Below are 23,446 nucleotides of genomic sequence, written 5' to 3' on the forward strand. Positions count from 1 at the left end.
TCAATCAAAACGGGATATCGTCGTCCATGCCGCCTGGCTCGAACGCTGGCGCGCTTGATGGACGCCCACGGTTCTCTACCTGACGGCTTCCACCATAACCGCCGCCTGAGCTCTCGCCGCCGCCGCTGCCTTCGCCACGACCATCGAGCATGGTCAAAGTTGAATTGAAGCCCTGCAGCACGATCTCTGTCGTGTATTGGTCCTGGCCGTCCTTTTCCCATTTTCGGGTTTGGAGCTGGCCCTCTATATAGACCTTTGCGCCCTTCTTGAGATAATTCTGAGCCACCTTGGCCAGCCCCTCGCTGAAGATCACCACCCTATGCCATTCGGTCTTTTCCCGCGGCTCACCGGAATTACGGTCACGCCAGCGCTCGGATGTCGCGATGCGCAGATTGACCACAGGATTGCCGTTCGGCAGTGACCGCACCTCAGGGTCGGCACCCAGATTGCCCACCAGAATAACTTTGTTCACGCTTCCCGACATATTCGCCTTCCTGTCTCTTGTCCGCCGAACCGGTGTTCGGCCAGTCACGTTGAGCGCACTATATAGGCTTCGCGGAAAAATGTTCAGCGCGCAGCCATGCTATGCACAACTCGTTTGTTCTTACTCTGTTCGAGATTTTTGAGGAATGTCAAGCTTGACTGGTTCCCGCATGTTCCTATTATGTTCGACAGCAATGCTGCTGTGCGACAGCTGGCCTTGCAGGTAAAAGAAGTTGTGCTTAAGTGAACCGGACGCCGCCCGCGCCCGTTAAGAACCTCATTGTCGGCATCGACCGGCCCGCTATCCTGGATGATCGCCCCCATGAATGACATTACCAATCCAAATCGCGACATCGTCATCCGGGGCGCCAAGGAGCATAATCTCAAAAATATCGATGTTCGCCTGCCCCGCGACAAGCTGATCGTTATGACCGGGCTGTCCGGATCGGGCAAATCCTCGCTGGCATTCGACACGATTTATGCCGAAGGCCAGCGCCGCTATGTCGAAAGTCTTTCGGCTTATGCGCGCCAGTTTCTCGAAATGATGCAAAAGCCGGACGTGGAAAGCATCGAGGGGCTCTCGCCAGCGATTTCAATCGAACAGAAGACGACCTCGCGCAATCCACGTTCGACTGTGGGTACTGTCACCGAGATCTATGATTATCTCCGCCTCCTGTTCGCCCGCGTCGGCATCCCCTATTCGCCAGCAACCGGGCTTCCAATTGAAAGTCAGACTGTCTCTCAGATGGTCGATAAGGTGATAGCGCTCGAGGAAGGGACGCGTCTTTACCTGCTGGCTCCCATAGTGCGTGGTCGCAAGGGTGAGTATCGCAAGGAACTTGCCGATCTGATGAAGAAGGGCTTTCAGCGCGTCAAGATCGATGGCCAATTCTACGAGATCGAAGAAGCCCCTGCCCTGGACAAGAAACTCAAGCACGATATCGAGGTGGTCGTCGATCGCGTCGTCGTCAATGGCGATATCTCTGGCCGTCTTGCCGAAAGTTTCGAGACAGCGTTGCGACTGGCCGATGGCATCGCGCTAGCAGAATACGCCGATCAGGTCGAAGAGGGCGGCAGTCCGAAGCGCCTGACATTTTCAGAGAAATTTGCCTGCCCAGTCTCCGGTTTCACCATTGCCGAAATTGAGCCGCGTCTTTTCTCGTTCAACAATCCGTTCGGCGCGTGCCCGGTATGTTCAGGCCTCGGCACTGAGGCCAAGATCGATGCCGATCTCGTGGTCCCCGATGGATCTTTGTCACTGCGGGACGGCGCTATCCAACCCTGGTCGAAAACGTCATCGCCCTATTATTTGCAGACTTTGAAGGCCGTCACCCGGCATTTTAAGGCGTCTACCGGCACTGCGTGGCAGGATCTGCCGTTCGAAGTGCAACATGCTGTCCTGTTCGGAACCGACAAGACCAAGATCGAATTCGTTTACGATGATGGCCTGCGTAAATACTCGACACAGAAGCCGTTTGAAGGGGTTATAGGAAATCTTGAACGGCGCTACCGCGAAACCGAGTCCTCTGCAGCGCGCGAGGATATTGAGCGCTATATGTCAGCGGCGCCTTGCCCAGCCTGCAACGGTTACCGCCTCAAACCTGAGGCCCTTGCAGTCAAAATTCATGGCTGCCATATCGGCCAGGTCTCCGAGCTTTCCATCAAGGGCGCTGCCGACTGGTTTGCGGACCTGCCCGACCATCTCAACGAAACGCAATCGGCAATCGGTGAGCGCATTCTCAAGGAAATCCGCGACCGGCTTGCCTTCCTCAACGACGTCGGGCTGCAATATCTGACGCTTTCGCGCAATTCCGGCTCTCTTTCTGGTGGGGAAAGCCAGCGCATTCGTCTTGCCAGCCAGATTGGCTCTGGACTCACAGGCGTTCTGTACGTTCTCGATGAGCCTTCCATCGGTCTGCATCAGCGTGACAATGCACGTCTTTTGGAAACACTTCGGCGGCTTCGTGATCTCGGCAATACGGTCATCGTCGTTGAACACGACGAAGATGCAATCCTGACAGCCGACCATGTTCTCGATATTGGACCCGGCGCTGGTATTCACGGCGGGAACATCATTGCGCAGGGCAACCCTGAAGATATCCTGTCTCATCCTGACAGCCTGACCGGACAATATTTATCGGGCCGTATGGGCATTCCTGTTCCCGCTGAGCGCCGCAAGGCCAAGAAGGGGCGCCAGCTCTCGCTCAGGGGCGCGACTGGCAACAATCTCAAGAATGTGTCTGTCGACATTCCGCTTGGGATGTTCGTCGCCATAACCGGAGTATCTGGTGGCGGAAAGTCCACGCTGACAGTTGATACACTCTATCAGGCCATTGCCCGACGCCTGAATGGCGCCCGCGTTCACCCAGCGCCCCACGAAAGCCTGACCGGTCTCGAATTGCTCGACAAAGTCATCGATATCGACCAGAGCCCGATCGGTCGCACGCCGCGTTCCAACCCGGCAACATATACTGGCGCCTTCACCCATATTCGCGAATGGTTCGCCAATATGCCGGAATCCAAGGCGCGTGGTTATGGTCCCGGCCGGTTCTCCTTTAACGTCAAGGGCGGCCGGTGCGAAGCATGCCAGGGCGATGGTGTCATCAAGATTGAAATGCACTTTCTACCTGACGTTTACGTCACTTGTGACGTTTGTAAGGGCCAGCGCTACAATCGTGAAACGCTCGAAGTCCAGTTCAAGGGCAAGTCAATTTCCGACGTTCTCGACATGACAGTTGACGAAGGCGCCGAGTTTTTCTCTGCGGTGCCTGTCATCCGGGACAAGCTGGTCACGCTCCAGCGGGTTGGCCTTGGCTACGTCAAGATCGGTCAGCAGGCGACGACTCTGTCGGGCGGCGAGGCGCAACGCGTCAAACTTGCCAAGGAATTGTCCAAGCGTGCGACCGGCCGGACGCTTTATGTTCTGGACGAGCCAACCACCGGATTGCATTTCCACGACGTCGCCAAATTGCTCAATGTGCTTCAGCAGCTTGTCGATACCGGAAACACAGTGATTGTCATCGAGCACAATCTCGAAGTTATCAAAACGGCTGACTGGATCATCGACCTTGGCCCCGAAGGCGGCGATGGCGGCGGCGAGATCGTTGCTGTCGGCACGCCAGAGCAAGTGGCTGAAATCGCCCGCTCCCATACAGGCCATTTCCTCAAGGAAGTGATGGAGCGCCGCCCCTTACGCATGACGGCAGCGCAATAGCGGAAATGGCGCATTTGGCGCTTCGGAAGGCGGATCGCCATGCGTCCAATGCAGGGGCGACGTGCGCCTGCCCCGATAACGCATTGTCATGATTCGTGCCTATCCTTTCAGTGTGCAAACAACCTGCATGGAGGACTCCATGTTCGTTCGTATATCCTGGAAGCAATCAAAGCCCGCCGGTTCTGATCCGAGGAGCCTGCGTCGGATAGCTCCAATTCCCCGGCGCTTCTGCGGAGATTTGGAATACCCGGTTCGGGATTTCGCAAAAATGACCAAGGGCCTGTTCGATCGGCACGATTGATCCAACATACGTTGTACCCGGCGGCGTCCGTCGGGTACAGCAGCCCCGTATCGCCTCTGTTCATTAGCCAATCTTACGAGCCATGCGAAAACCGCATGGCCGAGTTGAGCAAATCCCTAGTGCAAAGGTCGTCTTTAACCGCCTATGTCTTGGTCATCGAAACGAAAGGAACATCACATGGGTATTCGTAAGACTTTTCAGAAATGGTCGGCTTACCAGCAGACAGTTCGCGAACTGAATTCGCTTGGCAACCGTGAACTCAACGACCTCGGCATTTCCCGTGGCGATATCGAACGCATCGCACGTGATCATGCAAGCCAGCTCTAAGAGCACTGCTGGCTCTCAGACGACCTCCAACGTCCAGGCACGAAAAAGGCATCCTTGATTGGGATGCCTTTTTTGATTCCAGGGCCTTATTAACGCGCCCGCAGCTCCTCGTAAGAAATGCAAACCACATTCTCGAAACCGGCCCTTTGCTTTAGCCGCTCATGCCAGGCAGCGATACCGGCAAGCGCCGGCAGCTCGATCTCCATGGTCGTCAGGCGATAAAGTGAAACACCAGCGACGATATCTGCATAGCTGAAATGACCGCCAGCCAGATAGTCCGTCTTCTCCAGTTGCCCGTTCAACGTTTGCAAACCTGCCACAGTGTCTTTCAGCGCTGCAGCAATGGACGTTTGATCGTGTTGACCGGGGGCAGTTCTCACCAACAGCCAGAACAACCGTATCCAGGCCGGCTGAAAGGTCGTTACGGTCCAGTCGGTCCATTGATCCGCAAGCGCTCGATCCATGGCCACGGGTGGCCACATCGTCCCGTCGCCCAGCGCAGCCGCAACATAGCGTACAATTGCATGGCTTTCCCAAACCGTCAGATCGCCGTGCTGAAGAACAGGCACCAGCCTGTTTGGATTCATAGCGCCAAATACGGGCGTATCCAGCCCCCCGAATCGCCCGCCAACCTCGCGCAATGCGTAAGTTACCCCGACCTCTTCCAACGCCCATCGAGCTTTCTGCACATTGGCCGAGCTCGCCCGTCCCCACAGTATCAAATCGGTCATGAAATGCTCATTGGTTAAGCAAGGCTGAATCGCCCTGACCAATAGTCATGCAGAACATGCAAGGCGGCAATGACCAATCTGCCTCTGCACAATTGCGACGATTCTCATTAGCTAAGAGGCGTAAGACGAAAGGAGAATAAAATGGACATTCGCAAGACATTCAAACGTTGGTCGGCCTACCAGCAGACAGTTCGCGAACTGAACGCACTTGGCAATCGTGAGCTGAACGATCTCGGCATCGCCCGTTCGGACATCCAGCGTATTGCTCGCGATCATGCCGGCGCCTTGTAATCGCTCCGGCCGCATACCCGACCACATTTAAAGAGCGCTCTGTCATCGGAGCGCTCTTTTTCTTTGTCTCGCGTTAGCCTGCAGGAACATCGGACCGCTCTGACCGTTTTCCCGTTCTCCAAAAAGAAAGGGAAAGTCATGCAAAATCTGCAAGGCAAGTCCGTAGCAATTCTTGCCACCAATGGTTTCGAACAGTCAGAACTCGAAGTGCCGCGCGACAAACTTCGCGAGGCAGGCGCCATCGTCCATGTGATATCGCTTGAATCTGGCCAGATCAAAGGCTGGGACAAGGATAACTGGGGTCGCGCTGTCGATGTCGACAAAACCCTCGATGGGGTCAGCGCCCAGGATTACGATGCCATCGTGCTCCCAGGCGGCCAGATCAACCCCGATCTGTTGCGCGTTGAGGATAAGGCTCTCGATTTCATCAAGCAATTTTGGTCCGACAAAAAGGTTGTCGCCGCCATTTGCCACGCGCCCTGGCTGCTTGTCGAAGCCGGTATCGCCAATGGACGCAGGATGACGTCCTACCCTTCGGTCAGAACCGATGTCATCAACGCTGGTGCCCAATGGGAAGACAGCCCGGTCGTCACCGATAGAGGATTGATCACCAGCCGTAATCCCGGCGATCTCGATAAATTCTGTGAAAAAATAGCTGAGGAAATCAATGAGGGCCTGCATGAGGGTCGAGCGGCCTGATTTGCCCCTGTGACCAAACGCAGCGCGCGGCAGTCTTGGATTGCTGCGCGCTTTTCGTCTATAGCCATGCCAGTTATACAAACGGATGGTGTCATGGCGAAAGTTCACGTGATTGGCGGCGGTCTTGCAGGGTCCGAAGCTGCCTGGCAGGCAGCCGAGGCCGGCGTAGAGGTGGTGTTGCACGAAATGCGTCCGGTCAAGCCAACCGACGCGCATCACACTGACGGTTTCGCCGAACTTGTGTGCTCGAATAGTTTTCGCTCAGACGATCACGAACATAACGCCGTTGGCCTGCTCCATGAAGAGATGCGCCGTGCTGGTTCGCTGATCATGTCCTGCGCCGATAAATGCGCGCTGCCCGCCGGCGGCGCCTTGGCGGTAGATCGCGACGGCTTCTCCCAGAAGGTCACTGAAGCTCTCGAAGCGCATCCGCGCATCACAATCGCCCGCGAGGAAATCGCTGGTCTGCCGCCGGCGGAATGGGAAAACGTCATAGTCGCGACTGGCCCGTTGACGTCGCCAGCCCTGGCTACAGCCATTCAACAGTTGACCGGCGAAGACTCGCTGGCCTTTTTCGACGCGATAGCCCCAATAATCCATTACGACAGCATCGATCACGATATCGTTTGGGCACAATCGCGCTACGACAAGCCCGGTCCGGCCGGTACTGGAGCTGACTATCTCAACTGCCCGATGACCGAAGAGCAGTATAACGCCTTCATCGACGCCCTGCTCGACGCGCCGCTTCATGAATTCAAGGATTGGGAGATCGTCCCCTATTTCGACGGTTGCCTTCCCATTGAGGTGATGGCCGAGCGCGGGCGCGAAACCTTGCGATTTGGTCCAATGAAGCCAGTAGGCCTGACCAATCCGCGCGACCCGGAAACCAAACCCTACGCAATCATCCAACTCCGCCAGGACAATGCTCTTGGTACACTTTGGAACATGGTGGGTTTTCAAACCAAGATGCGCTACGGCGTCCAGACCGATATTTTTCGCATGATTCCGGGGTTAGAGAACGCTCAGTTCGCCCGGTTGGGCGGATTGCATAGGAACACCTTCCTCAATTCACCCAAGGTGCTTGGGCCAGACCTCAAGCTCAAAGCCGACCCTCGTCTTCGCTTCGCGGGGCAGGTTACTGGCGTTGAAGGCTACGTTGAAAGTGCTGCAATGGGCCTCATCTGCGGCAGGCTTTCTGCGGCAGAAGCCAAGGGCGCAACCCCGGCGCTGCCGCCGGTCACAACAGCGTTTGGCGCTTTGATTGGCCACATTACCGGCGGTCACCTCGAGGCCGAAGCCTATTCCGGCGCACGCAGCTTCCAACCCATGAATGTCAATTTTGGGCTGTTTCCACCGGTAGAAATCAAGAAACCCGAAGGACTCAAGGGCCGTTGGCGTGGCCCCGATAAGGCGAAGGCCAAGAAGCGCGCTTTTACAAGCCGCGCGCTCGAAGATCTGGCAGGCTGGCTTTAACCACTATGACCGTCCCGCGCATCAATGGGTGCGCGGGACCCAAGCCCATATCTGTGATTTGAGGTAATACAAAGTCTGAAGCAGACGGCTCAGCGCACGTTCCGCAGCGTCCACCAGATCACCGACCACAAGCGGCTGAACGCCGACGATGACGACAGCGCGGTAAATGGCTGTGCAATCTGGCGATCCAGCGCGCTAATGTCGGAGCGCACCAATGCCAGACTGGCAAAGGCAGGCTTGATGCTGGCGTCAAGCTGACTGATGGCAACGGCGGCCTTGTCGGCGTGCGTCTGTGCCAGCTCGCCGATCTGCGTCAGCGCGGCACGAACCGCGTCACTGTCTTTGCCGGCGTAGATATCGGCTTCTCGCACACCATTTGCCGTGAAAATCGCGAGCGGCAAAAAGAGCTGGCCCCGCGAAGCGTTATAGCCGAAAGCGCGTATATGCCCCGCTAGCGCCTGCGCGACCCCCAGATGACCGGCAGCATCCGCAGCGGCATCCACAGCTCCACCACCGAGAATCATAGCGGCATATTGATAGAGCACTGACACAGTCTCACCCGCATACCCTTCGAACTGGCCGACATCAGGCATGGCATCGTGGTAGAAGTCGAACCGCCGTGCGGCCAGCAGCCGAAGCAGTGGGCCGCTAGGCAACGCATGCGTTCCCAGTGTTCTAAAAAGTGCGTCAGCAATGGGATTGCTGGCAATTGCGCCATGCCCTTCCCCTTCAATTGCATCCACCCACCATTGAAGTCGAATTTCACCCGGACCAGGTTCGGATACCCGTTCGCGAACTGCAGCGATTTCGGCGGAAAATGCAAAGATCGACTGTACGGCCGCACGGTGATCGCTGGGGATCACCAGACTTGCCGTATACCTGTCCCGATCAAGTTCGCGCAACTGGTCCGCCGCCAGTGCAAAGCTGTCACTCATTTATCGCGCCTTCTGGACGCTGATCAGCGCAGCCCCCACAGCTCGGTTTTCGGCAAGAAGAACATTGTAGGTGCGAATAGCGCTGCCAGTAGATATCGCTTCGACAATGACGCCCTTCTCACGCAGCACCTTCTTTATGGCCGGCGCGATTGGCGCAATATCGGGTCCCATGCCGATCAACATCACATCGATGCTGTCGGCGTGCTCGATCACCCTGGCCAACGACGCTTCAGTAACGTCGCCAGGATCTTTGACATCCCAAGCAAACATCCCCGAAGGCAAACACATCAACGAACCTCGGTGTGACATGTCCGCGAAGCGGAACCCGCCATCACCGTAAGCGTCGATGGTTGCCTGATAGGGGTAGTGCCCCTGACCTGCTTCCCAGGCCATAAGCTCTAGACCGCAGCGCCGTCGGCGCGGCGCTCAGGCTTGGGTTTGTCGCTAACTTCGGTTTCGGCGCGCGTCTTGACGCCGAGATAAAGCAGGATCGGGGCCGAAACGAAGATTGACGAGTAGGTACCCACAAACACGCCCCATGCCATGGCCAGCGTAAAGCTGCGGATCACCTCGCCACCGAAAACCACCAGTGCGATCAGGGCCAGTGCCGTGGTTCCACCTGTCAGGATGGTTCGCGTCAGCGTCTGGTTGAGCGACATATTGATGATTTCAGACAGGCTGACCCGCTTGTATTTCGCCAGGTTCTCTCGAATTCGGTCGTAGATAACCACCGTATCGTTGAGCGAATAGCCGATCACCGTCAGCACCGCCGCAATACTCGACAGATTGAATTCGAGCTGCAGCAACGCAAACAGCCCCACTGTCAAAATGACGTCGTGCAACAACGCAAGGATAGCACCCACGCCAAATTGCCACTCGAATCGCAGCCAGACATAGATCACGATGCCGACCATTGCAGCCAGAACGCCAATAATGCCGTTGAATGCAAGCTCCGACGACACAGTGCCGCTCACAGCCTCCGTACGCCGTACTTCATAGTCCTCGGCAACCGCGTTGGTAACTTGCTGTACTGCAGCTTGTTGAGCCGTCTCATCGCCGTCTTGAGTCCCAATACGAACAAGAACGTCAGAAGGCGAACCAAACTCCTGGACCTGCACTTCACCAATGCCCAGATCGCCCAGCCGCGTACGCAGATCGCCGATATCGGCATCTCCATCGTTGGCCTGAAGTTCAATCGCGCTACCGCCGGTAAAGTCGATACCGAGGTTCAGACCCCGTGTTGCCTCAAGCGCGACAGTGCTAACCAGCAGTACCAGTGTGAAGGCAAAGCCGAACTTGCGCCAGTTCATGAAGGGCAATTTGGGCTCGAGCGGCAGAAAGCGCTGCAGAACGTTGACCTTCAGGGTCTTCGGCCGGCGGTTCTGGAACCAGGTCGTCACCAGCAGTTGAGTCACAAGATATGCTGTGAACATTGTCGTCAGAACGCCGATGGCCAGCGTGACGGCAAAGCCCTGCACCGGTCCCGAGCCAAGGAAGAACAACACTACGGCAGCGATGAGGGTCGTAACGTTAGCATCGACGATCGTCGTCATCGCGCGCCTGAAACCGGAATCAATAGCTTGGAACGGCGATCGCCCTGCCCCCAGTTCTTCGCGTATACGCTCGAAGATCAGCACGTTGGAATCGACAGCCATACCGACTGTCAGCACGATTCCGGCAATGCCAGGCAGCGTCAGCGTGGCCCCTAGCGTCGAGAGCGCCGCCAGGATCATCCCGACGTTGAGCACAAGCGCAATATTGGCGAACACCCCGAACAACCCGTAGGCAGCGAGCATGAAGATGATAACGCCCGCGGTGCCGATCAGCCCCGCAGTTACGCCTGCATTGATAGAGTCCGCACCAAGGCTCGGGCCGACCGTGCGCTCCTCAACCACATCAAGGGTCGCCGGCAGCGCACCGGCGCGCAGAAGCACAGCAAGATCGCTCGCCGAGTCGGAAGTGAAATTTCCCGAAATCTGTCCGGTGCCGCCCGTAATGGGCTGCTGGATAGTTGGCGCTGTTATCACCTGCCCGTCGAGCACGATGGCAAACCGCCGCCCGACATTTTGCGAAGTGATTTCACCGAACGTGATAGCGCCCTGCGTGTTGAACCTGAAGGATACGACCGGACGGCTGTTCTGATCGAACGCTGGCTGAGCATCCACCAGTTCTTCTCCGCCGATGGCGACGTCCTCATAAAGCAGCTCGTCGAACCCATCCGAGCTCGGAACCAGCATAGTGCCCGCTGGCAGGCCCTGTGCCTGCGCTTGCGCTGCCGTCATCGAGGGATAGACCAGATGGAACGTGAGACGCGCAGTCTGGCTGATGAGATCCTTTAGGCGCTCGGAATCGCCGAAGCCTGGAACCTGCACCAAAATGCGATCTTCGCCCTGGCGCTGGATGATCGGCTCTGTCGTACCCACTTCATCGATACGGCTGCGGATCACCTCGAGCGATTGTGCGACCAGCGAGGACATTCGGCTGGAAATCGCATCTTCGGTCAGCGTGATAAGGATCCGGCCACCCGTTGTGGTGATTTCGATTTCAGGCGCTGCGGTGCCGCCACCGAAAATCCCGCCCTCAACCGGCTGTGCCAGCGGCGCCAGCGCGTTGCGCGCGTCGTCAAGCTGGCTCGGGTCGGTCAGCTCGACATTCAGTGTCGCGCCGTTGGTTGTAATAAGGCTCCCAATTCCAGCCTCGATCAGACTGGCCCGCGCATCGCGGCGAATATCGCTGATGCGACCTTCGACGATGTCGTCTCGGTTCACCTGCAAGAGAAGGTGCGACCCGCCCTGCAGATCAAGGCCAAGTACGATCTCCTGGTTCGGCAACCAGTCCGGCAAACCCGCCTTGGTTTGCTCACTGAGGAAATTCGGCATGACCGCCAGGACGCTGAGCAGCGTCACCAGAAGAACGGCGATGGTCCGGAATGGCGGGAACTTCATGAGAAACCTTCGTTTTTAATGATCCATAGCGCCAGCGCTGCCACTCAAGGCACGCTGGCGCTACCGGTTTCGCGTTCGCAGGACAACGGCCCTACGGATAAAACCAATCGACTATTTGTTGTCGTTGACCGGTTCGGACTTGGTCCGCACATCTGCGATCATGGTGCGAACGACCTTGATCTTGACGCCCTGGGAGATCTCGACTTCCAGATCTTCGCCGTCGACGGCCTTGGTCACCTTGCCCACGACACCGCCATTGGTGACGATGGTATCGCCACGTTTGACAGCCGCCAGCATGGCCTGATGGGTCTTCATCCGCTTCTGCTGAGGGCGGAAGATAAGAAACCAGAAAATGGCGATAAGCAGGATGATAGGTATAAAGCTGGAAATAAAATCCATGCCGGAGGGGGCTGCTGCACCCTGGGCGAAGGCTGGCGTAACGAACATTAAGGCACTCCGTAGCGGTCTGCTTGTCAAAGCAGGACTGATTGTCCCATATAGGGACGCTTGCGGTTTTGGGTAGGCAATTTCCTCCCAAAAAATCGGGCGGACTATACTAGCGAGCCCGGCGAAAGGCAAAGCCTATCGGGCAGTTTCAGGGACTATTCTCCAGTGGAAAATACTGACCAGCTTTCGACAATTTCGGCGTCGCTCGACAAGATCGCCCGCGCCCTGGAAACCATGGCCGGAAACACCGAGCCGGCAGTGCGCATCGAAGAGGGTGTTAATGCCTATCTTTGGGACGGCACCGACCAGGTTTTGCGCCCAGTGCGCAGTGTCAATCGCATCCCTCTCGACCTTCTTGAAGGCGTTTCGCATCTGCGCGACATCCTGCTCGAAAACACCCTGGCCTTCGCACGGGGGCACGGCGCCAACAATGCGCTGCTCTGGGGCGCACGTGGCATGGGAAAATCCTCGATGGTCAAGGCCATCCATGGCCACATCGAAACAATAGAAGAACCGGGGATTTCGCGGCTAATCCTCATCGAAATCGCCCGCGAGGACATCGCAACCCTGCCCGCGCTGCTGCGCTTTCTGCTCAACCGCACAGAGCGCTACATCATTTACTGCGACGACTTGAGTTTCGACAAGGACGAGTCCAGCTACAAGGCACTCAAATCCGTCCTTGATGGCGGCATCGAAGGCCGCCCCGCCAACACTTTGTTCTATGCCACCTCGAACCGTCGCCACCTCATGCCGCGCGATATGATCGAGAACGAACGCTCCACGGCAATTAATCCAAGTGAAGCCGTCGAGGAGAAAGTATCCCTCTCGGACCGCTTCGGACTGTGGATCGGCTTCCACAATTGCGATCAGGACACCTATCTGGCCATGGTGCGTAACTATGTCACTCACTACCAGATCGATATTGCCGAGGACGAATTGCGCGCGCTCGCCATCGAATGGTCGGCAACTCGCGGCTCGCGTTCAGGTCGCGTCGCCATCCAGTTCGTCCGCCACCTTGCAGGTCTCAAGGGCAGATCGATAGCCTGAGACAGCAAAGCCGGCCCATCCTGGGCCGGCCTGTGACGTGGAGCTTGCCTCCATTTCTGGAGCAGGTTCCGCACCGGGCAACGCCCGGCACGGCATTTCGCTGAACTAGCCAGCCAGCAACGGCATCGGGTCGACTGGTGTCGCGCCCTTGCGCAGTTCGAAGTGGAGCTGCGGCCGCGAGACCGACCCGGTCATTCCTACGGTGCCGATTGCGTCGCCGCGCGAGATCGCGTCGCCTTTGACCACGCCAATCGTGTTGAGGTGAGCATAGGCAGAAACAAAGCCATTGGCATGCTTGACCAGCACGAGGTTGCCATAGCCCTCGACAGCGTTGCCGACATAGATCACTTCACCGTTCTCAGCGGCGCGAACCGATGTACCTTCAGGCGCTTCAATATTGATGCCAGTTCCGCGCGAAGCGGCGAAATCAGTAATGACCCGCCCCGAAAGCGGCCAGCGGAACTTGTCGCTCGTCACAGAAGGTGTTGCAGTTGGCGTCGGCTGCTGTGTCGGCGCTGCAGCAACCTGGGTGGTCGGCGCAGGCGCCGGCTGCGCTGCAGGGGCTGCCGCTTGCGTATTGGCTGGCTGCGTAGCCGGAGTACCCGACGGCGTCGTCAGCGTCTGGCTGCCCGAAACAGCGGCAACCTGCTGTGCCTGCCCGCGCTGGGCAAGAAGATCCGGCCGCCCGGGAATGATCAGGCTCTGACCAACGACAATTTTGTCAGGCGAACTGATATTGTTGGCGGCGATAACGTCGGTTGCGCTCACATCGTAGCGGCGTGCGATCGTATAGAGCGACTCGCCCGATGCGATCGTGTGTTTGTAGGTATCGCCCTGCACCACGCCAAGCTGCGGCGCTGTAGACGGCGCAGACTGGGAAGGCGTTGAGGACGGCGGGGATATTGCGGCGGTTTGTGCAGGCATGGCTTGGGTACTCGTTACTGACGACTGCAAAGCGGGGAGATCCTGGGAGACGACAGCCGACTGCGTACCGACCGGCGAAGCGGTCGTCCGATCGATAAGGACCGGACCGGAATTGGCAATATTACCAGCACCGCCGCCAATGTTGGCTGGCGGCAGATATGCCGGCATCGCCTGCCCCATCACGGCACCACCCGTACGCGAGGTTGATCCCGTAACCGTAGGATCGCCTCCGAATGACCCCATGGAAGAACACCCTGCCAACACAAGCGCTGCAACACTCATTGCAAGTGCGGAGCCGGTGCTGCGCAGAATGGAACCTGTTACGCTCAAGGTCATGGGAAATGCCTGTCAACTCGTCTACTCAATGGAAATTAGAGTAGACTTGTTAAGGTAAAGACGAGCTTAAAGCGCATCGCTATCTGCAATTTTTAGAGACTACGTGACCGTCCCGGGCTCAACGGCGCAAGGCGCACAGTGCCCATTTCCGTCTCGATGAAGCTCTCATCGGCCCTTTCGATCCGCAGGATAGCCTGCCGTTCGGTGGGTGCGCCGACCGCCATTACGGCGATTCCGCCATCGGCAAGCTGCTCGATAAGGTCTTCTGGTACTTCGCTGATCGATCCGGTCAAAAGAATGCGCTCGAAAGGCGCTTGCTGCTCAAGTCCCAGCAGCCCATCCTCGTTCAACCCTATGATGTTGGTATAGCGCTCGGCCTGCCAGCGCGCCTGTGCGCTACTCGCCAGGGCGCGGTACTTTTCGATAGAGAACACACGTCGCGCCATGCGGGAAAGCAGCGCCGCCGAATAACCCGACCCTGTTCCCACCTCCAGCACCTTGTTGGTGCCTTGAGGGGCAAGTGGCACCAGCAATTGCGCGAGAAGTCCTGGAGCAGTGATCGATTGTCCACATTCGAGCGGCAGCGACGATTCGCGATAAGCGTATTCCCCAAACTCTTCAGGCACGAATCGCTCGTGCGGCACAGTTTCAAAAGCCCGTAAAATTTCTGGATCGGTCACACCGAGCTGGCGCAGGTTAAGGATCAGACCGGCCCGCGCTTCCCAGTAGTCGGTCACGCTAATGCCCCGCTCTACCCAAACTGATCGGCGCGAAGCCTTTCAGTTTGATCGTAAATTCGGCTGACGGCCCGGAAAAGCAGAGCGGCGCACTGGATCCGAACCAGCCGGACGACATACACCAATCTGCAGCAGCCGCTTGGTTCATTGCGGCCTCGACCACCTGAACGGCAATCGCCCGTCGTGGCGCTCGACAAATTCCATATCGGTCTGCTGCAACATGAGCGGGGTCACCGTGATCGCCTTGTCTTCATGCAGGATATGGAAATCTGCGTCCGCGTCCAGTGGCTTGGGCGTACTCAGGATGGTCACGAAATGTTTGCCCGGATTGTCACTCTCATAAAGCTCGAACGGCGAATGTGCAAAGCGCTGGTGCGGCACCAACCGAATGCCGGTGACGTCGCTCGGCGCGCAGATCGGAAAGTTGACATTGAAATAGGTATTGCGCTGTCCGGCCACTTCAAGGATCGAACGCACCGTTTCCACCCCGAGTTCGGCTGACGGCGCCCAATCGATTTCGTCGCGGCCGTGGTTGTAATCCATGGCTTGGCTCAACGCGATACCCACAGCGCCGTGCAATGCGCCTTCCCGCGCGCCCGCCGCTGTACCCGAACAATGCATGATGTCGCCGAGATTCTGCCCGCGATTGACCCCCGACAAAACGATATCGGGGCGATGGTCCTTGAGGACATGGGTAATTCCGGCAACCACGCAATCGGCAGGCGTACCATCGAGCGCATATATGCGCTCGCCGCGCTCCTCGATCTCAATCTCGTAGCCAAACGTCATCCGGTGCCCGGTGCCGCTCTGGTTGTTTGTAGGCGCAACGACCCACACGTCATCTGAAAGCGCGCGGGCAATGTCGAGCAAAACGGCAAGCCCGGGCGCGTCCACACCATCGTCATTGGTCAAAAGGATGCGGGGATTGACCTTCATGCGCCGATCTTCTCGATGCCGCCCATATACGGACGCAGCACATCTGGAACACTGACCGAACCGTCTTCGTTCTGGTAATTTTCCATGACAGCAATCAGCGCTCGTCCCACGGCAACACCTGATCCATTCAGCGTATGGACAAATTGCGGCTTGCCGTTGGCGTCGCGATAGCGCGCATCCATGCGCCGGGCCTGAAAATCACCGCACACCGAAACCGACGAAATCTCGCGATAGGTGTCCTGCCCCGGCAGCCACGCCTCGATGTCATAGGTGCGTTTTGCCCCGAACCCCATATCGCCCGTGCTCAGCTGCATGACGCGATAATGGATACCCAGGCGCTTCAGCACCTCTTCGGCGCAGGCCAGCATGCGCTCATGCTCTTCAGCCGATTTGTCTGGCGTGGTAACCGAAACCATCTCGACCTTGTTGAATTGATGCTGACGCAACATGCCACGCGTATCCCTGCCCGCAGACCCGGCTTCCGAACGGAAACACGGCGTCAGGGCCGTAAAGCGCAACGGCAGTTCTTCCTCGCTCAAGATCGACTCGCGAACAAAATTGGTCAGTGGCACTTCAGCCGTCGGGATCAGCGCCAACCTTGTATCGCCATGCGGGACGAAAAAAAGATCTTCCTCGAATTTCGGAAGCTGATTTGTTCCAAATAGAGCTTCATCGCGCACCAGATAAGGCGGCTGCACTTCGGTATAGCCATGTTGATCCACATGCAGGTCGATCATGAACTGCCCGATGGCACGCTCGAGTCGCGCAAGCTGCCCTTTGAGCACAACGAACCGGCTGCCCGAGATCTTGGCGGCTGTCTCGAAATCCATCCCGCCCATGGCTTCGCCAAGCTCGAAATGCTCTTTGGCGGCGAAACTTAAATTCGGCTTTGCCGGTCGCGTCGCTTCGGACTCGTTCCCGCGGAAATAGGGAACATTGTCGGCTTCGTCTGCACCTTCAGGCACCCCCTCTGCCGGCAAGTTCGGGATCACTGAAAGCGCAGTACGAATATCTTCGGTAAGCGTTTTCTCACGTGCATCGAGTTCGCCGAGTTTGTCCTTGAGGCCAGAAACCTCTGCCATCAATGCTTGGGCTCGCGCGTCATCCTTCTGGGCCTTGGCTTGGCCAATCAGTTTGGACGCGGCATTTCGTTTTTCCTGGATGGCATTGAGCTCGGCCACGACCGCACGCCGCTTTTCGTCGAGCGCGATAAGAGATGCGGAAACCGGCTCCATCCCGCGCGACTTGAGCGCGACGTCGAACGCTTCAGGATTTGCACTGATCCACTTGATGTCGAACATGTCGTCGGTCCGCCTGAAAGAAAATACGCTCCAGTGCCTAACCGACAGCTGCGCCAAACTCAAGCAGCGCCTGAAGCTGACTTTTCCTCATGCGTTGTAATCGCAGCACGCGGCTATCATCAGATAACGATATCGAATGCCTCGCGCGGCATTAGCGCGGCAAAATACCAGTCCTCGGCCCGATGCCACTGTTTCTCCCATGGCCCGATCTCGCCCTCCCTCTTGAGCAGTTGAGCAATGCGCCGCTCTGGAGGCACCTCGATCAGGACGGCCAGGTCGATATGGTCACGCAATTGCGGCCGCGCCGAATAGACCCCTTCAAGGATGATGAGAGGCCTGGCCGCGACAATCCGCAGCTCAGAACTCTTCGAGCCATCGAATCGGTCCCAATCGAACGGAAAATATTGAGCACGGCCCTCGGTTAGCAGCGCTTCGATCACTGCTCTTTGCGCTGGCCAGTCGATACAGGTTTCCGCAAGAGCAGCCGCAGGGTCGTCACGCACAAAAACGCCGCCTGCGAAAAAATCGTCGCCATCAATGATAACGGCATCGTGGCTGGATCCGAGCTCTCTGGAAAAACTCGACTTTCCAACCCCGCTTCGTCCATCGACTGCAGCGACCAGCGGTCGAGGCGCGCTAGTTTTGATGGCCCTAATATGGCGCGCGACCCGCTCGACTTCATCGTGCCAGAAACGCGCCATGGCCAGTTCTTTCCGAAAGCTCGCCCCTAGCTCTCCAAATCCTTGGCCAGTTCAGCCTCACGTTTCAACCGACGCTTTTCGACGATGCGTACTGCAAAGACCGAAAGTTCGTACAAAAGCAGCAAGGGAACGGCCAAGCCGATCTGCGAAATAGGATCTGGCGGAGTCAGAAACGCAGCAATGACAATGATCGCGACAACTGCGTATTTGCGCCACTTCTTGAGGTTGTCGACACCGATCAGTCCAATCTGCGCCAGCAATGTCAAAATCACCGGCAACTGAAAGCACACGCCAAACGCCAGAAGCAACGTCATTATCAGGCTTAGATACTCAGAAACCCGCGTCACCATCTCGATCGAGACGCCCGAAGGGTCAGTCTGCTGCATCCCGAGGAAGAACCCCAGTGCCAACGGCATGACCCCGTAATACACGAGGGCAGCACCGATCAAAAAACAGACAGGAGTTGCAACAAGATAGGGCAGGAAAGCCAGCCGCTCATTCTTGTAAAGTCCTGGCGCGACAAAGGCATAGATCTGCGAAGCGATGACTGGGAACGCCAGGAAAATAGCCGAAAACAGGGCAACCGAGAGCTTGGTGAAAAAGAACTCCTGCGGCGCTGTATAGATCAGGCGCACGGCTTCGGGGCTGCCTGCAGCAGCGATAAACGGCCCCAGCAGAAAGTTGTAAATCTGGTCGGCCACGAAAAAACAGAGGATGAACAGGACGGCCAGCGCGATGATCGAATAGATCAACCGTGTCCTCAGCTCTGTCAGATGCTCAATCAACGGCGCTTCGCTGGCCTTGAGTTCGTCGTCCTTGGGCACAGGGCCAGCGATTTTCTCCTGCGCCTGCGTCATTGATCACCACCCGTTTTCGCATCGCTCGACTTCGGGGTCGGCGCGGCTTTCTTGGTTGCCGTCTTGCCAGTGGCTGCCCGAGCCTTGGCCGGTGCTTTTGCTTTCAACGCTGCCGTCTCACCAGCACTTTTCTTGGCCGCAGGTTTTGTCGCCGGTTTGGCGCCGGCTGCCTTTCCTCCAGTTTCCGCTGTCGCAGCGCTGGACTTGCTCGAGGTCTTGGATGCAGCAGTTTTGCGCGGCGCCGCCTTTACTTTAGGTTTGGCAGTTGGCGTATCGGCAAGCGGGGCAGCTTGCTCCGCCGCACTGGTCGCGGCATTGGCTGGCTTGGCAACGGATTCGCTGACTTTTGCCCGCAGAGCAGCGGACGCAGCAGAAGGTTCTGGCCGGGATTGCGACATGCCGGCCTGCGCACGGATTTCGTCGACAACACTTTCCTTGCCAGGCTCGGAGGGCTGAAGTCGTCCGCTTGGCTCGACCTTGCCGTTTCGAATCGCGTTGAACTCGCGATTGATTTCAGCGCTGGTCTGTTTGAGCGGGTCGGAGATTGCCTTCTTTGCCTCGGCAATCTCATCAGCTGCAATGGCCTTGTCGATTTCTCTCCGGAAATCATTTCCCATACGGCGCACAGTACCCATCATGCGACCGACATTGCGCATCATCATCGGCAGGTCTTTTGGGCCGACGACGACAAGCAATACGATGCCGATAACGAGCATCTCGCTCCAGCCAAGCCCAAGCATGCTGATCTATCCTCGTTTGGGAGCTAAACAGAAAAGGCGCGTTTAGGCGTCTTTGCTGGTTTCAGCTTCCTTGGTCTGGTTGAGCGTAGGCTCAGCCTGGCCGGGCTTCTGATCGATAGTGGCCGTCGGCTTGTCGTCGGGCGTATCTTCTTCGGCCATGCCCTTGCGGAAGGCCTTGATGCCGCCTGCAACTTCGCCCATCAGGCCCGAAATCTTGCCGCGCCCGAAAAGCAGCAGCACGACAATTGCAATTATCAGAAGTCCCCAGGGTCCGGGATTCATTGTGTACCTCCTAGTCGCCGGTTCGGCATTTCGCGAAACGGCAGATGTGTCTGGGCCAGAGATATTGATTATTGGCGGCGAAAACAAGGATGCAGTGTGCGCTTGTTCGAGCATAATCGTCTCTGAGCACCGCTGATCCGTTCAATCTTCGCTCTCGGTTTCGGCATCCCCGAGATCATCGGGCTCGAGCGGGTCCTCGTCCTCACCCAGCGCACCGTCAAACGGCATCGGCACTTTAAAGCTCGCGGGCACGCGGCTCGAGAGCAGCCCGGCACCTTTCAATTCCTCAAGGCCCGGCAGGTCACCAAGGCTCTCCAGCCCGAAATGATCGAGAAACGCTTCAGTCGTGCCGTAGGTAACGGGTCGCCCCGGCGTCCTGCGCCGCCCCCGCATGCGGACCCATCCGGCTTCCATCAGAACATCGAGGGTGCCCTTGGAGATTGAAACGCCGCGCACCTCTTCGATTTCTGCCCGCGTCACGGGTTGATGATAGGCAATAATCGCCAGTGTTTCGAGGGCCGCGCGCGACAATGGCCGCGTATCGGTCTCTTCACGCCGCAACAAGAAATTGAGGTCGTCAGCAGTCCGGAATGCCCATTTCGAGCCGCGCTGCACAAGATTGATACCCCTGCCCGCATAACGCGCCTGCAACGCATCGATCAGGTCGTCCACATCCGCCCCGTCCGAGAGGAATGGCTGCACCTCCCTCAGATCCACAGGCTCTTCCGAGGCAAAAAGCAACGCCTCGAGAATGCGCAGATTGCGGTCGCGCAGTTCCAAACCATCGCTTGCAGTGCTCATTGCGGCGTTTCTCCTTGCCGCCTGCGCATCAACAACGGCGCAAACGCCTCCTGTTGGCGCAATTCCACCTGCCCCAGGCGCACCAGTTCAAGCGAAGCGGTAAAGCTGGACGCCATCGCTGTAGCCCGCTCTTCGGGCCGTGCCAGATACTCGGCGAGATAGGTATCGAGCGAAATCCACTCAAAACTCTGCCCGATAAGTCGCTCCAGAATTTCCCGTGCCTCCTGCAAGCCCCACACTGTGCGCTGGTGGGGCGAATATTCAGCGGGAATACCGCGTTCGCGCTGCGCCGCATAGGCCCGCAGCAATTGATACAGATCGGCTTCCCACAGCGCGTGACGCGTAATCGAAACCGGCTCTGGCATGCCGCGCGCAAAAACCTCTCGGCCCAGCCTGGACCGGTTGAGCAGCCGTCCTGCTGCATCACGCATCGCTTCAAGCCGCGCCAACCGAAACTGAAGCAACGCCGCCATTTCTTCACCGCTCGGCTCGTCGTCATCGGTTTGCTGAGGCACCATCAAGCGGCTCTTGAGATAAGCCAGCCACGCCGCCATCACCAGATAATCGGCAGCAACTTCGATCCGCTGCTGGCGGATAGTCTCGATGAATGCCAGATATTGTTCGGCGAGTGCCAGAACGGAAATCCCGGCCAGATCGACCTTCTGCTTGCGCGCAAGATCGAGCAGAAGGTCCATCGGTCCCTCATAACCGCGCACGTCGACATGCAGCACAGCGTTAGTCTGTGCATGGTCAGGAACCGCATCGAACCAGGGATCAGAAGTCTCGGCCATATCCCGCCGCTGGCAAAGCAAAAGAGGGGAGCAGCATTGCCACTCCCCTCAAACCAGTCAAGCCATCAGCGCCGTTCTTGGCTAGTTGTTCAGCACGAAACAGTCTCCACCCTGCCCCTGAATGGCACTGCAGACCGAATTGGCTTGCGCAAAGGTCGGTTGAGGCAACCGCACGCGATAATAAATGCCGCGTTCGCCCAGATCGACTTGGCTCACCTCTGGCGTCGCGCCGTTGAACAAAGTGCCAAAACGCGACTGTAGCGAAGGAATGTCAGCTTGCGCGTCGGCCTCGCTGCGTTGCGATGACAGCTGAACCCAGGCACCCACAGTGCCGGCAGCCGCCTGTGTTGTTTCTGGAGCGGGTGTTGCCGGCGCGGGCGTTGCCGCCGCGACAGTTTCGGCTGCCAGCGGCGTGATCGGCGCAGCGGCAGTCGGAGTCGTTTGTGCCGTCAGCCCTGCCGGACGAGCAACCGGCGTGGGCGCTAAGGTCGCAGGAGTTGCCGTGCCCGTCGCTGAACTCTCGCTCGGCGTTTCGGTCAAACCTGCCCCATCATCGGCTTCAATAGGCTCTGCGGCAGAAGCAGGCGCGTTGGACGTTGCGGCGAGTTCGCCACCCGAAATGGCCTGCGCGATGGCTTCACCGATCGGATCCGATGTCAGAGTGCTATTGGGTACAGCAGGAACGTCAGGACGCTCAACGGGAAGAACATTGGAGCCTGCAACACTATCCGGAGCTTGCACGATCGTGCCGTCAGGTCGCACGGTAACCGTACGTACAGGGCGATTGGCCAATGCCGTTTCACCATTTTCTGGGGCAAGCACATCGGCAACCTGCGCGCCACTGGCACCGTTTGTCTGATCCCGCGACACAAGTGCTTCATCTTCGGGGGATCGGCTATTGCCTTCGATCTCGCTAAACACAACGGAATCGCTCGCCGTCGAGTCATTCTGGGATGGCGGTGCCGGCTCCTTGAGCGGCTGCGTATCCGCAGTCAGCACCGGGGCTTCACCCGGTTCGCCTGGCCCGGAAAAGAAGGCGAAGTAAATGCCACCAATCAACGCCACGATAACCGCACCTGCGGCTACGGGAACGACAAAGCCACCCAATGGGCGGCGCGAGCGGCGGGCCATCGGCTCGTCCTCGACACCTACCTCTTCGGCATATCCGTCTGGAGCGTATTGTTCATCCGCATAATCGCTCGCGCTATCACCGCCTGCCGGCTCAGACCGTGGCGGCACAGGCGCAGAGAACAACGGGTCGGGGATAAACTGCTCCGGACGATGCTGCTCGGCAAATTCGGGCTCTGGCCGCTTATCGATCTGCTGTGGTGCGGGGGCCACCAACCAATCGTCAGCATCTTGCGCAGGTTCGACTCTATGCACGGAAGCGCCAGTTGCAGCGGCAGCGGCCAGAATGGCCGATTCTGCTGCATCCACTGCGGCATCGGTTTCAAAGTCATCTAGAAAACTAGACTTCACGCGCCGGCCACCTGGCAATCCCGTATCACCGGAATTGGCCCGTGCAGCCTCTCCAATAAGTGCCTCGATCTCTCCGAGCGGATCACGGTCTTGCTGCGCCGCGACAGGCTCGGATTGCGCAAAATCAGCGCTCGCATGATCATGTTCGACATATGAAGGCACATAATCGGATGCCGCAGGCTGCGAGTCGCTTGGAACACTCCATTCGTGATCCTGCGCAGTATCGCGCTCATAGGATTCGACGTCGGCATCCGCGATCAGATTGGCAATAGGATCATCCGAAACAGTTTCTTCTGCCTGCACCTCATGCGCAGTTCCAAATCCGAAATCGAAAATCGGCATCGCGTCGCTTTGATCGGCATGCGGCGCAGTTTCTTCAACGCGCTCATCTACCAATTCATCGTGATGCTGGTAGTCTTGAGCTGCGCCGAAATTCGGCTCGCGAGCATGAGGCTCGTCTTGTTGGACAGCGTCATGCTGAACCGGCTCCGGCTCTGGAGCAAACTGCGGCGGTTCAGGCCGATATGCGCTGGCTGGCGCGGCGGCTGTGCGGGCATCCTGCGCCACAAGCCGCGCCAGCTCCGCGATCAAGTCATCGGAGTCATGCCCCGCATCAGCCGGGTTGCGCTTGGTGTCGTTCATAGAGCAATGCCCCGAAAGTCTTAAAC

At 57.8% G+C, this 23,446-nt stretch carries 23 protein-coding genes; 6 read left to right on the forward strand and 17 right to left on the reverse strand.

Going from position 1 to position 23,446, the window contains the following annotated elements:
- Positions 1-4: 4 nt before the first annotated feature.
- Complete coding sequence (gene ssb / locus ACN0TA_RS08200) at positions 5-484, reverse strand: single-stranded DNA-binding protein (RefSeq protein WP_417581615.1); 480 nt, start codon at positions 482-484, stop codon at positions 5-7.
- Between the two features lie 321 nt (positions 485-805).
- On the opposite strand from ssb, the gene uvrA reads away from it, so the two are divergent.
- Both uvrA and ACN0TA_RS08210 read left to right on the forward strand, forming a co-directional pair.
- Complete coding sequence (uvrA, locus tag ACN0TA_RS08205; protein WP_417581617.1) at positions 806-3,697, forward strand: excinuclease ABC subunit UvrA; 2,892 nt, start codon at positions 806-808, stop codon at positions 3,695-3,697.
- A gap of 478 nt (positions 3,698-4,175) precedes the next feature.
- The gene (locus ACN0TA_RS08210) at positions 4,176-4,325 is read left to right on the forward strand and encodes a DUF1127 domain-containing protein (protein ID WP_417581619.1); all 150 of its coding nucleotides are present in this window, start codon (positions 4,176-4,178) and stop codon (positions 4,323-4,325) included.
- A gap of 89 nt (positions 4,326-4,414) precedes the next feature.
- Here the strand turns inward: ACN0TA_RS08210 and ACN0TA_RS08215 are convergent, their stop codons facing one another.
- A complete protein-coding gene (locus ACN0TA_RS08215; protein WP_417581621.1) occupies positions 4,415-5,056 on the reverse strand; it encodes a glutathione S-transferase family protein in 642 nt (213 codons plus the stop codon).
- A gap of 141 nt (positions 5,057-5,197) precedes the next feature.
- On the opposite strand from ACN0TA_RS08215, the gene ACN0TA_RS08220 reads away from it, so the two are divergent.
- From ACN0TA_RS08220 to trmFO, 3 genes are all read left to right on the forward strand, one after another.
- A complete protein-coding gene (locus ACN0TA_RS08220; protein WP_417581623.1) occupies positions 5,198-5,347 on the forward strand; it encodes a DUF1127 domain-containing protein in 150 nt (49 codons plus the stop codon).
- 138 nt (positions 5,348-5,485) lie between these two features.
- The gene (locus tag ACN0TA_RS08225) at positions 5,486-6,046 is read left to right on the forward strand and encodes a type 1 glutamine amidotransferase domain-containing protein (RefSeq protein ID WP_417581625.1); all 561 of its coding nucleotides are present in this window, start codon (positions 5,486-5,488) and stop codon (positions 6,044-6,046) included.
- Positions 6,047-6,139: 93 nt separating this feature from the next.
- Entirely contained in the window at positions 6,140-7,519 is a 1,380-nt protein-coding gene (gene trmFO, locus ACN0TA_RS08230) for a methylenetetrahydrofolate--tRNA-(uracil(54)-C(5))-methyltransferase (FADH(2)-oxidizing) TrmFO (protein ID WP_417581627.1), read from the forward strand.
- An 89-nt stretch (positions 7,520-7,608) separates the two neighbouring features.
- Here trmFO and ACN0TA_RS08235 read toward each other — a convergent pair whose 3' ends face one another.
- The 4 genes from ACN0TA_RS08235 to yajC all read right to left on the reverse strand — a co-directional run bounded on the left by ACN0TA_RS08235 (position 7,609) and on the right by yajC (position 11,846).
- The gene (locus ACN0TA_RS08235) at positions 7,609-8,454 is read right to left on the reverse strand and encodes a phytoene/squalene synthase family protein (protein WP_417581629.1); all 846 of its coding nucleotides are present in this window, start codon (positions 8,452-8,454) and stop codon (positions 7,609-7,611) included.
- On the reverse strand, positions 8,455-8,847 hold the full coding sequence (locus tag ACN0TA_RS08240) for an Mth938-like domain-containing protein (protein WP_417581631.1): 393 nt from the start codon (positions 8,845-8,847) through the stop codon (positions 8,455-8,457). It lies immediately after the preceding gene.
- Positions 8,848-8,852: 5 nt separating this feature from the next.
- Positions 8,853-11,399: a protein translocase subunit SecD gene (gene secD, locus ACN0TA_RS08245; RefSeq protein WP_417581633.1), complete on the reverse strand. Its 2,547-nt coding sequence runs from the start codon at positions 11,397-11,399 to the stop codon at positions 8,853-8,855.
- Between the two features lie 111 nt (positions 11,400-11,510).
- Entirely contained in the window at positions 11,511-11,846 is a 336-nt protein-coding gene (yajC, locus tag ACN0TA_RS08250) for a preprotein translocase subunit YajC (RefSeq protein WP_417581635.1), read from the reverse strand.
- A 165-nt stretch (positions 11,847-12,011) separates the two neighbouring features.
- Here yajC and ACN0TA_RS08255 point away from each other — a divergent pair, with 165 nt between their 5' ends.
- A complete protein-coding gene (locus ACN0TA_RS08255; protein WP_417581637.1) occupies positions 12,012-12,893 on the forward strand; it encodes an ATP-binding protein in 882 nt (293 codons plus the stop codon).
- A 105-nt stretch (positions 12,894-12,998) separates the two neighbouring features.
- On the opposite strand, the gene ACN0TA_RS08260 is transcribed toward ACN0TA_RS08255, so the two are convergent.
- The 11 genes from ACN0TA_RS08260 to ACN0TA_RS08310 form a co-directional block, all read right to left on the reverse strand.
- Complete coding sequence (locus tag ACN0TA_RS08260) at positions 12,999-14,153, reverse strand: peptidoglycan DD-metalloendopeptidase family protein (RefSeq protein WP_417581639.1); 1,155 nt, start codon at positions 14,151-14,153, stop codon at positions 12,999-13,001.
- A 92-nt stretch (positions 14,154-14,245) separates the two neighbouring features.
- Positions 14,246-14,890 (reverse strand): protein-L-isoaspartate(D-aspartate) O-methyltransferase, encoded by a 645-nt coding sequence (locus ACN0TA_RS08265; RefSeq protein ID WP_417581641.1) that lies wholly within the window; start codon positions 14,888-14,890, stop codon positions 14,246-14,248.
- Positions 14,891-15,034: 144 nt separating this feature from the next.
- Positions 15,035-15,826: a 5'/3'-nucleotidase SurE gene (gene surE, locus ACN0TA_RS08270; RefSeq protein ID WP_417581643.1), complete on the reverse strand. Its 792-nt coding sequence runs from the start codon at positions 15,824-15,826 to the stop codon at positions 15,035-15,037.
- Entirely contained in the window at positions 15,823-17,127 is a 1,305-nt protein-coding gene (gene serS / locus ACN0TA_RS08275) for a serine--tRNA ligase (protein ID WP_417581645.1), read from the reverse strand. Before serS ends, surE begins: the two co-directional genes overlap by 4 nt.
- A 119-nt stretch (positions 17,128-17,246) precedes the next feature.
- Positions 17,247-17,828 (reverse strand): uridine kinase family protein, encoded by a 582-nt coding sequence (locus ACN0TA_RS08280; protein ID WP_417581647.1) that lies wholly within the window; start codon positions 17,826-17,828, stop codon positions 17,247-17,249.
- A 26-nt stretch (positions 17,829-17,854) separates the two neighbouring features.
- Positions 17,855-18,685 carry a twin-arginine translocase subunit TatC gene (gene tatC / locus ACN0TA_RS08285; RefSeq protein ID WP_417581649.1) on the reverse strand — a complete coding sequence of 277 codons (831 nt, stop codon included), beginning with the start codon at positions 18,683-18,685 and terminating at the stop codon, positions 17,855-17,857.
- Entirely contained in the window at positions 18,682-19,425 is a 744-nt protein-coding gene (tatB, locus tag ACN0TA_RS08290) for a Sec-independent protein translocase protein TatB (RefSeq protein WP_417581651.1), read from the reverse strand. The genes tatC and tatB overlap by 4 nt, the downstream gene beginning before the upstream one ends.
- Before the next feature lie 42 nt (positions 19,426-19,467).
- The gene (gene tatA, locus ACN0TA_RS08295; RefSeq protein WP_417581653.1) at positions 19,468-19,707 is read right to left on the reverse strand and encodes a twin-arginine translocase TatA/TatE family subunit; all 240 of its coding nucleotides are present in this window, start codon (positions 19,705-19,707) and stop codon (positions 19,468-19,470) included.
- Positions 19,708-19,848: 141 nt separating this feature from the next.
- On the reverse strand, positions 19,849-20,508 hold the full coding sequence (scpB, locus tag ACN0TA_RS08300) for an SMC-Scp complex subunit ScpB (protein ID WP_417581655.1): 660 nt from the start codon (positions 20,506-20,508) through the stop codon (positions 19,849-19,851).
- Entirely contained in the window at positions 20,505-21,299 is a 795-nt protein-coding gene (locus ACN0TA_RS08305; RefSeq protein WP_417581657.1) for a segregation and condensation protein A, read from the reverse strand. The genes scpB and ACN0TA_RS08305 overlap by 4 nt, the downstream gene beginning before the upstream one ends.
- Positions 21,300-21,380: 81 nt before the next feature.
- Complete coding sequence (locus tag ACN0TA_RS08310; protein ID WP_417581659.1) at positions 21,381-23,420, reverse strand: SPOR domain-containing protein; 2,040 nt, start codon at positions 23,418-23,420, stop codon at positions 21,381-21,383.
- Positions 23,421-23,446 lie beyond the last annotated feature (26 nt).

The sequence above is a fragment of the Pelagibacterium sp. genome, from assembly GCF_048264985.1.
Taxonomy (GTDB): Bacteria; Pseudomonadota; Alphaproteobacteria; order Rhizobiales; family Devosiaceae; genus Pelagibacterium.